The sequence below is a fragment of the Agrococcus sp. DT81.2 genome, assembly GCF_049844935.1.
In the GTDB taxonomy this organism is placed as follows: domain Bacteria; phylum Actinomycetota; class Actinomycetes; order Actinomycetales; family Microbacteriaceae; genus Agrococcus.
The window spans coordinates 213,382-227,569 of sequence record NZ_JBNCLZ010000002.1 but is presented as its reverse complement, the minus strand read 5'-3'; the positions used below and the strand labels follow the sequence as shown (position 1 = coordinate 227,569).

Genomic DNA, 14,188 nt, shown 5'->3' with positions numbered 1-14,188 from the left:
CACCGTCCGTTCGGACGTGGCGCTCCCGTCGCCGACGCGGCATGGTGGAGTCCTCGGAAGCCGATGCCGCGGAGGAGACCGATGGAGATCGTGATCGCTGATGCCGACGCCGTCGGCGCGCTCGTCGCCGACGAGTTGCACGCGCTGCTCGAGCGGCGTCCGGATGCGGTGCTGGGACTCGCGACCGGCTCGAGCCCGCTGAGCGTCTACGACGAGCTGGCGCGCCGAGTGCAGGACGGCCGGCTCTCGTTCGCCCGGGCGCGCGGCTTCACGCTCGACGAGTACGTCGGCCTGCCGGCCGACGACCCGCGCTCCTATCGCGCCGTCATCGACGCCGACCTCGTCTCCCGGGTCGACTTCGCGCCGGGCGCCGTCCGGGGGCCCGACGGGACCGCTGAAGACCTGGTCGCCGCATGCCTCGAGTACGAGCGGGCCATCGCCGACGCCGGCGGCATCGACCTGCAGATCCTCGGCGTCGGCACCGCCGGGCATATCGCGTTCAACGAGCCGTCGTCGTCTCTGACGTCGCGCACGCGCATCAAGACGCTCACGCTGCAGACCCGCCAGGACAACGCGCGCTTCTTCGGCGGCGACGTCGACGCCGTGCCGCGCCATTGCCTCACGCAGGGCCTCGGCACCATCCTCGACTCCCGCCATGCCATCGTCATCGCGACCGGCACGAGGAAGGCCGCCGCGGTGCGCGAGATGGTCGAGGGCGCGATCTCGGCGCGCTGGCCGTGCACCGCGCTGCAGCTGCACCCCCGGGCGACGGTGGTCATCGACGAGGCGGCGGCCTCGGAGCTCGAGCTCGCGGACTACTACCGCGAGGTGCAGGAGCACCGCGACGCGGTGGAATGACGCGCGCGACCGCGACGACGCACGGGGCTACGCGACGCGACCGGCGCGCAGCCTCGCACGCTCGCCGGGGTCCAGCCTCTCGGTCGCGAACCGCAGGGCGATCGCTGTCATGCGCGGCGCCTCACGCTCGAGGACGGCGACGAGCAGTGACTCGTCGACCTTGCCGACCTCGCGGAGCAGGGCCCCGACCGTGCGCTGCAGCTGCTCGGCGGGCGACGCGAGCATCCCGGTCGCGAGCCGCACCGCATCCGACGTCTCACGGTGCCGCACGAGCGTGAGGGTCGCCATCAGCGCGCTGCGCTGTCGGAGCGGATCGGCCGACGCGGTCAGCTCGTCGAGCACACGCCGGTCGCTCTCGAGCACCGCACGACCCAGCACGTACAGCGCCGCGAGATCGACGAGGTCCCACGAGACGATCCGGTCGTGCTCCTCGAGGTAGAGGGCCAGCGCGGCGTCGAGCCACGGATCACCGGCTCGCGACCGCTTCGCGCGACGGCCGAGCACGCTGAGCGCGAGCACCCGCGCCTCGTGCTCGGGTCGCCGGAGCAGAGCTCGCACAGCGTCGAGCGGCAGGTCGAGGTGCTCGTCGGCGAGCGCGAACACCTCGCCCATGCGGACGCCGAGGATCTCGGTCTCGGTGCGGTCGGCGAGCGCCCGCTCGAAGTCGGCGCGCCGATCGGCGGTCGCCATCCCGGCCAGCCGCTCGACCAGCGCCTCGACCAGCGACTCCTGGGGCACCGTCACGCAGGCATCGTGCACCGGTGGGGAGCCGACGCACAAGGGACGCAGATCCGGCGGGGGTATGGTCCTCGTCGTACCCCAACTGGAAGGAGCACAGCCATGGCTGACATCACCGGCAAGAAGGTCGCGTTCGTCCTGACGGACGGCTTCGAGGACTCCGAGCTCACCAGCCCCTGGGAGGCGGTGCAGGCCGCCGGCGCGCTGCCCACCCTCGTCGCGCCGAAGGACGGCCAGGTCGAGGGCAAGAAGGGTCACACGCAGGCGGTCGACGCGCTCGCGAAGGACACGCAGGCATCCGACTTCGACGCCCTGGTGCTGCCGGGCGGCGTCGTGAACGCCGACCACCTGCGCATGGACGACGACGCGGTCGCGCTCGTCAAGGGCTTCGTCGATGCGGGCAAGCCGATCGGCGTCATCTGCCACGGCGCCTGGATCCTCATCGAGGCGGGCGGCGTCGATGGGCGGCGGATCACGAGCTACCCGAGCCTCAGGACCGACCTGCGCAACGCCGGCGCCGACTGGGTCGACGAGGAGGTCGTGACGGACAACGGCCTCGTCTCGAGCCGCACGCCCGACGACCTGCCCGCGTTCAACGCGAAGATCGTCGAGGAGTTCGCGGAGGGCGTGCACGAGGGCTGACGGATTCAGGGCGACGCTGCGGGGCGCTCGCTCCGCAGCGTCGCCCAGATCTCCAGGTCGTGGAACGCGCCGTCGTTGTACCAGCAGCGCCGCATGCGTCCCTCGAGCGCGTAGCCCGACTTCTCGGCCACCCGGCGGGATGCCGCGTTGTCGGGGTGGATCGCGAGCTGCACCCGCTCGATCTGCCAGCGGGAGAAGAGGTACGCGGTGAGCAGCCGCACGGCCTCGGTCGTGTAGCCCTTGCCGTGGTGCTCGCGCCCGAAGAGCAGGTACGAGAGCTCGAAGCCCGTGAGGTAGCTCGCGATGGGGTAGAACTCGATCTCGCCGACGACCGCGCCGTCGCAGCTGGTCATCAGCAGCATCCCCTCGTCCTTGCCCCAGAAGCCGGTCTCGTCGAACGACCTGCGGAAGACGGGCTCCGCCCGCAGGCCGACGGGGAAGTAGGCGCCGCGATGCTCGAGCGCCCCGAGGCGCTCGTAGAGCTCGTCGAGGTCGCGCGCCCGCACCGGCCGGAGCCGGATCAGGTCGCCGCGGAGGGGCGCGGCGCGCTCGGGAGAGGTCGTCGCCACAGCACCGACGGTAGTGCCGCGGCCGGTCCGGCGGGAGCCCGCAGTTCAGTCCTCGAGCCACCCCAGCTCGCGCGCGACCGCGGCGAGCGAGGTGAAGAGGTGGGCGTTGTAGTCGAGCCCCAGCTGGCTCGGCAGCGCGAACAGCACGGTGTCGGCCGCCTGCACCGCCTCGTCCGCGAGCAGCCGTCGCGCGACGTGCTCCGGTTCGCCGGCGTACGTCGGACCGCCGCGCACCGCGCCGCCCTCGATCCTCCCGATTCCGTCGTGCCGCTCGTCGGCGAGGCCGAAGTAGCGTCGGTCGTCGTCGCTCATGATCGGGAAGGCGCTGCGCGTCACGGCGGTGCGGGGTCGGATGCGATGGCCCGCCGCCGCGTGCGCGTCGAGGTAGGCGCGCACCTGGTCGGCCTGCTGCACGTGGAAGGGCCGCCCGTCGTCCTGCGTCAGCAGCGTCGACGACAGCAGGTGGTAGCCGTGCTCGGCGGCCCACAGGCCCGAGGCGTGATTGCCGGCGCCCCACCAGAGACGGTCCGAGAGTCCGGGGGAGTGCGGCTCCACGGGCAGGTCCGGGCCTTGGCCCAGTTCGACGGCGCGCTGGGAGCGCGCGACCGGCTCACCACGCAGCGCCCGCCGCAACCGGTCGGCGCGGTCGCGCGCCTCGACCGACCAGCTGCCGCCCGCTGCCAGGCCGAGCCCGAACCGCTCCTGGCCGTCGACGGCGCGCTCGGGCGAGCCGCGCGAGACGCCCAGCTGCAGCCGCCCGCCCGAGAGCAGGTCGGTGGCCGAGGCGAGCTCGGTCATCGCGAGCGGCTGCTCGTAGCGCATGTCGACGACCCCGGTGCCGAGCTCGAGCGTGCTCGTGCGCGCCGCCATCGCGGCGAGCAGCGGATAGGGCGTCGCGAGCGACTCGTCGAAGTGGTGCACCCGCACCCAGGCGCCGTCGAGGCCGGCCTCCTCCGCCGCGATCGCGAGCTCGACGTGCATGCGCAGGCTGTCACCGGCCGTCGGCACGCGCGATCCGGGCACGTCCCGGTAGTGGCCGAAGGAGAGGAAGCCGATCCGTTTGCGCACGAGAGAGGGAACCGGCGGGCGCGGCGCCCGATTCCCGGTCAGGATCGGAGAAGCGCCGCCGGTGCCGAGCGACCATGATCGGTACCAGCGTGCGAGCCGCGCGCGACGCATCCGACCGATCCGACCACGGAGGACCCGATGGCAGACGACGACAAGCTCTCCGACGTCGAGCGCGAGGCAGTCAAGCAGCGCGCCGCAGAGCTGAAGAAGCAGGCGGGCCGCAAGGGCGGCAGCAAGAAGGAGAAGGACCGGCAGGATGTGCTCGAGACGATCGAGGGCCTGCCCGAGCCGGACAAGGCGATCGCGCAGATGATCCACGAGGTGGTGTCGGAGATCGCGCCCGACCTCGACCCGAAGACGTTCTACGGGTTCCCCGCCTACGCCCGCGACGGCAAGGTGGTGGTGTTCTACCAGCAGGCCTCGAAGTTCAAGACGCGCTACGGCACGCTCAACTTCGACGAGCCCGCGAACCTCGACGACGGCGAGATGTGGCCGACGTCGTTCGCGGTCACGAGCACGGCGGATGCGGTCCGAAAGCGGGTCACGGAGCTCGTGCAACGGGCGATCAGCTGACGCCGCGAGGACGTTCGCGCGAGCCGGGAATGCCAACCCCCTCACAGATCGTTCATACTTGAGTCGAGCAGACTCAAGTTCGACGGATCAGCTTTCGAGGGGATGCAATGGCAGCCATCTACGGACCGGTCTACGGGGCCGGCGACGGATCGTTCGACGACTTCATCGCGAGGATCCTGCAGGGACAGCGCGTGCCCGCACAGCGCGCGATCGACCTCTCGCGGCTCGTCTCGCGGCGCACGAGCTCGGTCATGGCGAGCGCGGTCGAGTACGCGCGAGAGCACAAGCACGCCGAGGTCGACGCGCTGCACCTCCTCCACGCGCTGCTCGAGGTGCCGCAGGTCGCGACCGCGGCGCACGGCACCGGCGCCGACGTCGACGCGCTGCGGGCGGCGATCCACGGCCGCATGCCGGCCGACGGCGACCGCGAGGTCGGCGGCCCGCCGAGCCTGACCGCATCCGCCCAGCGCGCCCTGCGCGACGCGTACCAGATCGCGCGCGCGAACGGCTCGAGCTACATCGACCCCGAGCACCTGTTCTTCGCGTTCCTCGTCGCCGGCGACACGGCCGCGGGCGGGCTGCTGCAGGAGGCCGGCATCACGCCCGAGGCGCTGCAGCGCGCTGCCGCGCAAGCGCAGCGCGAGGCGATCGAGGAGCAGCAGGGCCGCTCGCCGGGCAAGGCGGTCGACCCCAACTCGACGACGCCGACGCTCGACGAGTTCGGCATCGACCTCACCGCCCGGGCGCGCGAGGGCAAGGTCGACCCCGTGATCGGCCGCGCCGACGAGATCGAGCAGACCATCGAGATCCTCTCCCGCCGCACCAAGAACAACCCCGTGCTCATCGGCGAGGCCGGCGTGGGCAAGACGGCGATCGTCGAGGGGCTCGCCCGCGCGATCGTCGAGGGCGGCGTGCCGAAGTCGCTCGTCGGCAAGCGCGTCGTCGCGCTCGACCTCACCGCCATGGTCGCCGGCACGCGCTACCGCGGCGACTTCGAGGAGCGCATCACGAAGGCGATGGACGAGATCACCGCGCACCGCGACGAGCTCATCGTCTTCATCGACGAGCTGCACACCATCCTCGGCGCCGGCGGTGGCGCGGAGGGCGGCATGGATGCGGCGAACATCCTCAAGCCGCGGCTCGCGCGGGGCGACCTCCACATGATCGGCGCCACCACGCTCGCGGAGTTCCGCCGCATCGAGAAGGACGCGGCGCTGACGCGGCGGTTCCAGTCGGTCATGGTCGCCGAGCCGAGCGTCGAGGACGCCGTGCTCATCCTCGAGGGCCTCGCGTCGGCCTACCAGGAGCACCACCGCGTCACCTACACGCCGGCCGCCCTGCGCGCCGCCGTCGAGCTCTCGCACCGCTACATCAGCGACCGCTTCCTGCCCGACAAGGCGATCGACCTCATCGACCAGGCCGGCGCGCGACTGCGGCTGCGGCTCGGCGCGAAGGTCGACGTGGATGCGCTCACGAAGGAGCGCGAGCACCTCGAGGACGAGAAGCGGCAAGCCGTCGCCGCGGAGGAGTTCGAGGAGGCCACCCGCCTCCGCGACCGCATCGCGGCGATCCAGGCGTCGATCGACTCGGGCTCGGGCGAGGACGGCGTCGTCGACGAGGAGGAGATCGCCGAGGTCGTCTCCCGCGCGACCGGCATCCCCGCATCCCGGCTCACCGAGGGCGACCGCACGCGGCTCGCCCGCCTCGAGGAGGAGCTGCACGAGCGGGTCATCGGGCAGGAGGATGCCGTCAGCGCGGTCGCGAAGGCCGTGCGGCGCTCGCGATCGGGGCTCGGCGACACCGGCCGGCCGATCGGCTCCTTCCTGTTCCTCGGACCCACCGGCGTCGGCAAGACCGAGCTCGCGAAGGCGCTGGCGTCGAGCCTGTTCGGCGCCGAGTCGGCGCTCGTGCGCTTCGACATGTCTGAGTTCGGCGAGAAGCACACGGTCGCGCGCCTCATCGGCGCCCCTCCCGGCTACGTCGGCTACGACGAGGCCGGCCAGCTGACCGAGCGGGTGCGGCGCCAGCCGTACTCGGTGGTGCTGCTCGACGAGATCGAGAAGGCCCACCCGGATGTCTTCAACCTGCTGCTGCAGGTGCTCGAGGACGGCCGCCTCACCGACGGCCAGGGCCGCACGGTCGACTTCCGCAACACGGTCGTCATCATGACCTCGAACCTGGGCGGCGAGTTCCTGGCATCGAAGTCGGGGCCGATCGGCTTCCAGGCCGGCGACGGCACCGGCTCTGCCGACGAGCTGCGCGCGAAGGTCATGGGACGGCTGCGCGAGCAGATGCGCCCGGAGCTCATCAACCGCATCGACGAGATCGTGCTGTTCCACAAGCTCGAGCCGGCGCAGCTGCGGCAGATCGTCACGCTGCTGCTCGACCGCGTCGGCGAGCGGCTCGCGTCGCAGCACCTGCGGCTCGAGGTGTCGGACGCGGCGCTCACGTGGCTCGCGGAGCACGGGTACGAGCCGCAGTACGGCGCGCGGCCGCTCCGCAGGCTCATCCAGCGCGAGGTCGAGGATCGCGTCGCCGACCTGATCGTCGGCGGCCTCGAGTCGGGCACCGTGCGCGTCGACGTCGCCGGGGACGAGCTCACCGTCACCGCGACCGACGACGAGCCGGCGACCGCTGCGATGTAGCGCCGGTCAGGGCGCCCGGAGCACGCCGGCGCAGGCCGGCTGCCGATCGGCCAGCCACGACAGGTAGGTCTGCCACTCCTCGTCGGTCAGCTCGCGGCCGGCGAGGCGGCAGGCTGCCTCGTAGTGCGACTGCGCGCGCGCGTCCCAGAGCTGCACGCCGTCGGCGACGTTCACGATGAATGCCTCGCCGTCCGGGCGGAGGAAGCCCTGCCCGATGAGCGGGACGTCCGCGGGGATCGGATCGCCGAGCCGACGACCGGACGCGACGTCGTAGAGCGTGACGGTCTCGTCGTTCGATGTCGCGAACAGGGTGGCGCCCGCGGCGTCGACCTGCAGGCCGTTGACCTCGCCCCTCGCGCCCGGCAGCGTGCCTGTGAGCGCGAGGGTTCCCAGATCGTGGCGGGTGATGCGGTTGTCCTCGGCGGCGAACAGCTCGTCGTCGCCGAACGCGGTCGTGCCCGGACCGACGAGACCGTCGACGATAGGAGCCCCCGTCGCGCCGTCGAAGATGCTCGTTCTGAAGTCGCCGTCCCGCAGACGTGTGATGGCGATCATGGAGTCGTCCTCGTTCGCCGAGATCCAGCGCACCCGCTCGCCCTCGAGCGCGTTGGGGAGCGGGATGGGGATGCCGGTCTGCCCGTCGAAGACGGCGACCTCGCCGTCCTCCATCGCCATGTACGAGCGAGCACCGGAGGGGCTTGGCCAGCTGCGCTCGCTTGTCGTCGGGACCGGGCCGCCGTCGACCGGCTCGCCCGTCGACGCGCGCAGGAAGCGGAAGCTGCCGTCCACGGGCTGGAAGGCGGTGACCAGGTCGTCGCCGAACCATCCCGCGCCCCAGACCGCTTCGTCGATCACGAACGTCGGCTCGTCGCGCACGGGGTCCCAGATCGAGAACGCCGACATGTCGGTGTCGTACACAGCGTCCGCGGGTCGCTCGGCGACGACGATCCGCGAGCCGCCCAGGCCGAACCCGTCGAACGCGACCTGCCCGGCCGCGATCATCCTCGAGACCGCACCGCCGCCATCCGTCTGGAAGACCGAGAGTGTCGGCGTCGCGGCGCCGACCACGAGCAGCCGCGCGCCGTCTTCCGAGAGGCCGATGCCCGCCATCTGACCGAGCTGCGGATCGAACGCACGGCCCGTCGGGAGGCCGTCTTCGAGTCGATGCTCGGAGACACCCCCGAAGGCGTCGGCACAGTAGTGGCGGCCGGATGCCGCCGAGGCGGCGAGGAAGAGGCAAGCGGTGGGCTTCGAGGATTCCAGATCACGGGTCCACAGCAGCCGGCCGCTCTCGAGGTCGACGCCGAAGGTTGCGAGCTCACCGCTGCCGACGACGGTGCCGGCGGCCGTGCGCGCCAGTGCATTGTGCGCCGAACGCTCGGGCACCGCGATGCGCCGCTCGACCTCGAGCGTCTGCCCGTCGATGACCTGGAGCTCTGGTCGAGTGGTGCCGAGCACGACATCGCCGGACGTCGAGAAGACAAGGGCGGAGGCGAAGCTGTTGGACGGCAGGACCTCCGGGCCGAGCGGCGCGGTCGTGCGCGCCGTCCCAGCGGCGACGTCCACGAGCGTGACGGCGCCGGCCTCCGACGCGGTCGCGATCGTCGCGCCCGCGACATCGATCGCGAGCGATCGCGCTGCCGCCGGCAGGAGGACGGGCGCCCCGACCGGTGCGAGCGCCGGCAGCGCGTAGGCGGTCGCGGTGAACGTCTCGAACTCGTCCGTCGTGCTGAGCACCGCCGCTCGTGCCCCGTCCCCGCTGACGGCGACCCCGAGGGGCACGCCCTCGGACGGGATGCGGGTCGCGATGATCGCGCCCGTCAGGGGGTCGCGCAGGACGAGTCGCTCGTCATCCTCGATGGTCAGGACGTCTCCGGTGGGGGTCGCCGAACCGGTCATCCGCTCGACGTCGAGGTAGCGCGTGCCCAGCAGGCCGCCGCTCGCCGTGACGACGCCCATGAGTGCGGAGCGCGCGCGAGGATCCTCGGGCCATCGGCGCCACAGCTCCGCAGCCAGCAGGGCCGACACATCGCGCTCGGAGCCACGCAGGGCGAGCGAGGTTCCGAGGAGCGCCTCGATGCCCGCGTCCTCGCGCGCGGCGCTCGCCGAGTCCGCGCTGCGAGCGGCCTCCTCGCCGCGGACGAGCGCGACGCCCCCGGCGGCGAGGGTGACGACGAGCAGGGCCGCCGCGCCGGCGAGCGCGATGCCGAGCCGATGGCTCTGGCGTCGGTCGCGCGCCGACCGCGCGACGAGCTCGGCGGCCTCAGCGCGCTCCCTGCTCACGGAGGCGTCCAGGAAGCGCCGCTCGGCAGCGGTGAGCGCCGGATCCACTCGAGCTCGCCAGCCCTCCGCCGCAGCCAAGCGGGCGCCGCGCAGCAGATCCTCTTCGCGCTCGCCTTCGGTCGCCCAGGTGTGGGCGGCGAGGGCGAGCTGGCGCATCGTGCGCGCGTCCTCGGCATCGCCCTCGAGCCACGCCTGCAGCTGCGGCCACGCGGTCGCGATCGCCTCGTGCGTGATCACGAGCGCGTCCTCCTCAGCGCTCACGAGCCGCGCCCCGGTCAGCCGAGCCACGACCGCGCGTCGCGCTGGGTCGTCGATGAGCACGTCGGCGCCGATGCGCCGTCGCACGGGGTGCCCGTCGAACCCGGGCTCGACCAGCCGCAGCATGATGTCCCGGCAGAGCCGGCGGTCCGAGTCGTCGAGCCCGCGGTACAGCGCGTCGGCCGATCGAGCGACGGCCCCGGCGATCCCGCCCGACTCCTCGTACCCCGACACGGTCAGCACCGACCCCTCGCGCCGCCTCCATGTCTCGACCAACGCGTGCGACAGGAGGGGGAGGGCACTGCGCTCACCGTCCGCATCGCGGAGGAGCAGCTCGGTGAGGCCCGCCTCAAGCCGGAGCCCCGCCTCGAGCGCCGGGGTCTCGATCGCCTCGCGGAGCTCAGCGCGGGACATCGTCGGGACCACGAGCACCTCGGCCGCGATGCGCGCGCCGACGTGCTCGAGCGTCGCGGCGCGATCCAGGAAGTCCGACCGCAGCGTCAGCAGCACCGGGACGTCCGCGTCCGCCAGCTGCCCGACGAGCGAGCACAGCAGCGCGCGCTCTGCCTCGGCGAGCTGGAAGACCTCCTCGAACTGGTCCACAATGACGAGCCGCTGCCCGCCACTGCCGGACCGAGCGATCTGCTCGAGCGCCCCGGCCGCGCCCGCCGCAGGTCGGACGGTCGCGATGGTCCAGCCGCGCGCGCTCAGCGCGGCGCCGACACCGGCGAGCGCGAGCGAGGACTTGCCGCAGCCGGAGGCGCCGATGAGCGCCACGAACCCGGTGCGCTCGAGGCGAGCCGTCGCGGATCCGGTGATCGATCGCCGGCCGTGGAAGGCCGCGGCATCGTCGATGTCGAACGCTGCGAGCCCGCGGTATGGACAATCAGGGCTCGTAGGGGCCGTGCGGCGCGGAGGGAGGAGATCAGGGTCCTGCCGCAGGATGCCCGACTCCAGCGCGATCAGATCGGCGCCGGGCTCGATGCCGAGCTCATCTGCCAGGTGGCGGCGTGCGGAGCGGAGCGTCTCCAGGGCCTCCGCCTGGCGTCCGCTGCGGTAGTTGGCCAGTGCCAGCAGGTGCCAGCGGGACTCGCGCAGCGGAGCTTCGCGCACGAGCTGCTCGGCGGCCGTGCGGACGCTGCGATGCTCGCCGCACGCGAGGTGCGCCTCCTGCAGCTCCTCCTCGCCGCTGCGGTGCAGCTCCTCGAGCATCGCGGCAACGCTGCGGGCCGGTGGCCACTCGGGAAGGTCGACGAACGGCGGACCGCGCCAGAGCGCGAGGGTGCGCCGGTAGGTCTCCACCGCTCGTTCGGGCTCACCCGCAGCGAGGTGCAGTCGCGCCGACGCCAGCCCGTGCTCGAACTGCAGCCAGTCCACGGCCGCTGACCCGTCGAGGGCGTAGCCGTCCGGCGCGGTGGCGATCGTGCGCCGACCGAGGACGCGGCGGAGTCGGCTGATCGTCGCCTGCAGCTGCTTCGGCCAGGTCTCCGGCAGGCGGCCTGCCCACGTCGCCTCCGCGAGCTCGGCACTCGCGACAGCATGGCCGGGACGCACGGCGAGGACGGCCAGGACGGCCCGATCGCGAGGACTCAGCGCACCGTCGTCGACCACGGTGGAGCCGAGCACTCGGATGGTCACGGTCGCATTGTCTGCCCGGGCTGCGGGCGGGTCAACAGCAGGACTCCGCGGCGCATACCCGATGCATACCGGCGCGGGCCCGAGCGGTACCGCTCGCGATCACGATGAGCGCATGAACACGAACCAGCACATGAATCGTCACTGCGGTCTGCGCGCGATGGCGGTCGCCGCGAGCCTGCTGCTCGTCGCATCGGGCTGCGCCGCCTCGTCGTCCGCCGATGATGCCGCGGTCGATGGATGGACGTACCTGGCGGGCGACACGGACGCATCCGTGACGCTCCAAGGCGGCGCCGAGCTCGCCGATGGCGTGCTCGTCCTCGACGGACTCACCGGCTTCGCCACTGCACCAGCACCGCCGGACTTCGATACGAGGGAGAGCTTCACGGTCTCGTCCTGGGTCGCGCTCGCCACGGAGGGCGCATTCGTCGCTGCCGTGTCGCAGATGGGCGACGTCGCCGGGAGCTTCTTCCTGGGGCTCGCCGATGGCAGCTTCGCGTTCAGCATGAAGGACGCCGACACCAACGAGGAGGGCCACACCGTGCGCGCGCTCGGCGACACGGCCGTCGCTGACGGGGACCGCTGGGTGCACCTCGCCGGCGGGTTCGACGCCGGTGCCGGCACCCTCACGCTCTATGTCGACGGCGCTCAAGCCGCGGTAACGAGCTTCAACGCCCCGATCAGGGTCGGCGGCGACCTCGTGCTCGGTGGTGCCCAAGCGCACGCCGAACCCGCCGACTTCTGGCCGGGCGCCGTCACGGCGGTGCGGATCGTGCAGGCGAGCCTGGACGGCAGCGCCGTCGTCACGGAGATGGAGGCCACCCGCCCGACCACCGATCCGCCGGTCGCAGCGGGCCCCGACCCCGCGAGCTACGGCGACGGCGTGCTCGACGGCACCTGGGACTACGTCTACACGCCCGACGAGGTCGCCTTCCTCACCGACGTCTTCACGCCGGAGGACATGGCCGAGCTCGGCGACCTGACCGCCATGCGGCTTGGCTTCGACGGCCCGGAGTGGTGGCAGGGGTTCATCGGAGACGCTGAGCTGTGGTTGGTCGACGGCGTCCCGGAGGGTGATGGCGGCGTGCTCACCATCGACGGCGAGACACTGACGATGGGGGACGACACCAATGGCGCCACCTTCGACTGGAGCCTCGACGGTGACGCCCTGACGCTCATGCTCGTGGAGTGCCGAGCGGACGGCAGCCCGTGCGCCGACGAGGAGATGGTCCGCTTCATGACCGAGCGCACGTGGACGCGCACCAGCACGGATCCCTCGTACTGAGCGTCGGGAGCGAGGAGCGGAGGCTTCGGTCGACCGCTCCTCGCCGGCGTGCTCGGCCGCAGAGGCTTGTGCCGCCCGCCCGGCACCGCCATGCTCGGTGCCCTGGAGGCGACATGACGGCCGATCTCTCGCCGCGGCTCGCGGCAGTGCTGAAGGCGCTGCCGCTGCGTCCCGGCATGCGCGTGCTCGAGGTGGGGTGCGGACCGGGCGCGCTCGCGCGCGCGATCGCCGAGCGGGTCGGGCCCGAGGGTCACGTGCTCGGCATCGACCGCTCGCCGCTCGCAGTCGCGGCGGCGCAGAGCGCGCCTGACCGCGGCAGCCTCGAGTTCCGCGTCTCCTCCGCCGGAGAGTTCCGGCTGCGCCGCGATGAGCAGCCGTTCGACCTCGTCGTAGCGATCCGCGTCGGCGCGCTCGACGGCCGGCATCCCGAGCTCGAGGCCGCGGCGATGGAGCGGCTCGCGGCGGCGACGACGCCCGACGCATCCGTCTACATCGACCGCGGCGACCCCCTCGAGGCGGTCCCCCTCCATTGATCTCAACGTCGCCGGTGGTCGTTCAGCGCGATAATGCGGCTGAACGACCATCGGCGACGTCGAGGAGTGGGAAGTGATGCAGCGGATCGCCGTGATCGGGGCAGGCGTGATCGGGCTGTCGGTCGCGCACGAGCTCGCGGCGAGCGGTCGCGACGTGACCGTGCTGGCAGACCTCGACCCGCTCGAGACCACCTCGGCGATCGCCGGTGCCGTCTGGTTCCCGTACGCGGCCGAGGGCTCGCCGGCGGTCGACGCGATGCTCGCGAGCACCCTGCGGCGGTTCACCGCGATCGCCGGGGAGCGTCCCGAGGCCGGCATCGACCTGCGCAGCGGCACGATCGTCGAGCGCACGCCCTACCCGGACCGCTCCTGGGCCGCCCATCTGTCGTCGAGCGACGCGATCGAGCTGCCCGCATCCGCACTGCCGGCCGGCGCGACGGGCATGCGCATCACCGTGCCGCTCGCGACCATGTCGCTGTACCTGCCTTGGCTGCGGCAGCAGTGCGAGGCGCTCGGCGTGCGCTTCGAGCACCGTGCCGTCGATGACGTGGATGCGCTCGCCGACGACTTCGATGTCGCGGTCGTGGCCGCCGGGGCGCGTGGGGGATCGCTGCTCGGCGACGACGCGAGCGTCGTGCCCGTGCGGGGGCAGGTCGTGCGGGTCGAGAACCCGGGCATCTCCGAGTTCGTCATCGACGACGACAACCCGGCCGGGCTCACCTACGTGCTGCCGCGCCGCGACTGCGTCGTGCTCGGCGGCACGTATGAGGAGGGCGCGACGTCGCTCGAGCCGGATCCGGCGACCGAGGCGGCCATCCTCGAGCGGTGCGCCGCGCTCGTGCCGGCCGTCGCCGGGCAGCGGATCCTGTCGCGCGCGGTCGGCCTGAGGCCTGGCCGAGCTCGCCTCCGCATCGAGGACGTGCCCGGCCGAGCGCTGCGCGTCATCGCCGCGTACGGGCACGGCGGCTCGGGCATGACGCTCTCGTGGGGGACCGCCGAGCGGGTCGCGGCGCTGCTCGAAGGCCGCCGCGATGCGGCTGACGGTCGGTCGACCACCACATAGCAAGCCTGGCTAACATATCGAGGTCGAGTTGCCTCCGG

At 72.5% G+C, this 14,188-nt stretch carries 11 protein-coding genes; 7 read left to right on the top strand and 4 right to left on the bottom strand.

Annotated features, from left to right (window positions below; translation table 11 throughout):
- The first annotated feature begins 81 nt into the window (after window positions 1-81).
- Window positions 82-858 (top strand): glucosamine-6-phosphate deaminase, encoded by a 777-nt coding sequence (nagB, locus tag ACLQ21_RS04360; protein ID WP_425661844.1) that lies wholly within the window; start codon window positions 82-84, stop codon window positions 856-858.
- A 27-nt stretch (window positions 859-885) separates the two neighbouring features.
- Here nagB and ACLQ21_RS04355 read toward each other — a convergent pair whose 3' ends face one another.
- Window positions 886-1,602, bottom strand: a complete 717-nt coding sequence (locus tag ACLQ21_RS04355; RefSeq protein WP_425661842.1) for a DNA alkylation repair protein — start codon at window positions 1,600-1,602, stop codon at window positions 886-888.
- A 96-nt stretch (window positions 1,603-1,698) separates the two neighbouring features.
- Here ACLQ21_RS04355 and ACLQ21_RS04350 point away from each other — a divergent pair, with 96 nt between their 5' ends.
- The gene (locus tag ACLQ21_RS04350; RefSeq protein WP_425661840.1) at window positions 1,699-2,238 is read left to right on the top strand and encodes a type 1 glutamine amidotransferase domain-containing protein; all 540 of its coding nucleotides are present in this window, start codon (window positions 1,699-1,701) and stop codon (window positions 2,236-2,238) included.
- A gap of 5 nt (window positions 2,239-2,243) precedes the next feature.
- Here the strand turns inward: ACLQ21_RS04350 and ACLQ21_RS04345 are convergent, their stop codons facing one another.
- Window positions 2,244-2,807, bottom strand: coding sequence for a GNAT family N-acetyltransferase (locus ACLQ21_RS04345; protein WP_425661838.1), 564 nt, complete (start codon window positions 2,805-2,807; stop codon window positions 2,244-2,246).
- Between the two features lie 45 nt (window positions 2,808-2,852).
- Entirely contained in the window at window positions 2,853-3,875 is a 1,023-nt protein-coding gene (locus tag ACLQ21_RS04340) for an LLM class flavin-dependent oxidoreductase (protein ID WP_425661836.1), read from the bottom strand.
- A 138-nt stretch (window positions 3,876-4,013) separates the two neighbouring features.
- Here ACLQ21_RS04340 and ACLQ21_RS04335 point away from each other — a divergent pair, with 138 nt between their 5' ends.
- On the top strand, window positions 4,014-4,448 hold the full coding sequence (locus ACLQ21_RS04335; RefSeq protein WP_425661834.1) for an iron chaperone: 435 nt from the start codon (window positions 4,014-4,016) through the stop codon (window positions 4,446-4,448).
- Between the two features lie 107 nt (window positions 4,449-4,555).
- Window positions 4,556-7,093, top strand: a complete 2,538-nt coding sequence (locus ACLQ21_RS04330) for an ATP-dependent Clp protease ATP-binding subunit (RefSeq protein WP_425661832.1) — start codon at window positions 4,556-4,558, stop codon at window positions 7,091-7,093.
- Window positions 7,094-7,099: 6 nt separating this feature from the next.
- On the opposite strand, the gene ACLQ21_RS04325 is transcribed toward ACLQ21_RS04330, so the two are convergent.
- Window positions 7,100-11,272, bottom strand: coding sequence for a BTAD domain-containing putative transcriptional regulator (locus tag ACLQ21_RS04325; RefSeq protein ID WP_425661830.1), 4,173 nt, complete (start codon window positions 11,270-11,272; stop codon window positions 7,100-7,102).
- Window positions 11,273-11,384: 112 nt separating this feature from the next.
- On the opposite strand from ACLQ21_RS04325, the gene ACLQ21_RS04320 reads away from it, so the two are divergent.
- The 3 genes from ACLQ21_RS04320 (at window position 11,385) to ACLQ21_RS04310 (ending at window position 14,150) form a co-directional block, all read left to right on the top strand.
- A complete protein-coding gene (locus tag ACLQ21_RS04320) occupies window positions 11,385-12,554 on the top strand; it encodes a LamG-like jellyroll fold domain-containing protein (RefSeq protein WP_425661828.1) in 1,170 nt (389 codons plus the stop codon).
- 113 nt (window positions 12,555-12,667) lie between these two features.
- Complete coding sequence (locus ACLQ21_RS04315; protein ID WP_425661826.1) at window positions 12,668-13,087, top strand: methyltransferase domain-containing protein; 420 nt, start codon at window positions 12,668-12,670, stop codon at window positions 13,085-13,087.
- Between the two features lie 76 nt (window positions 13,088-13,163).
- Window positions 13,164-14,150, top strand: coding sequence for an NAD(P)/FAD-dependent oxidoreductase (locus ACLQ21_RS04310; protein WP_425662408.1), 987 nt, complete (start codon window positions 13,164-13,166; stop codon window positions 14,148-14,150).
- Window positions 14,151-14,188: the final 38 nt, after the last annotated feature.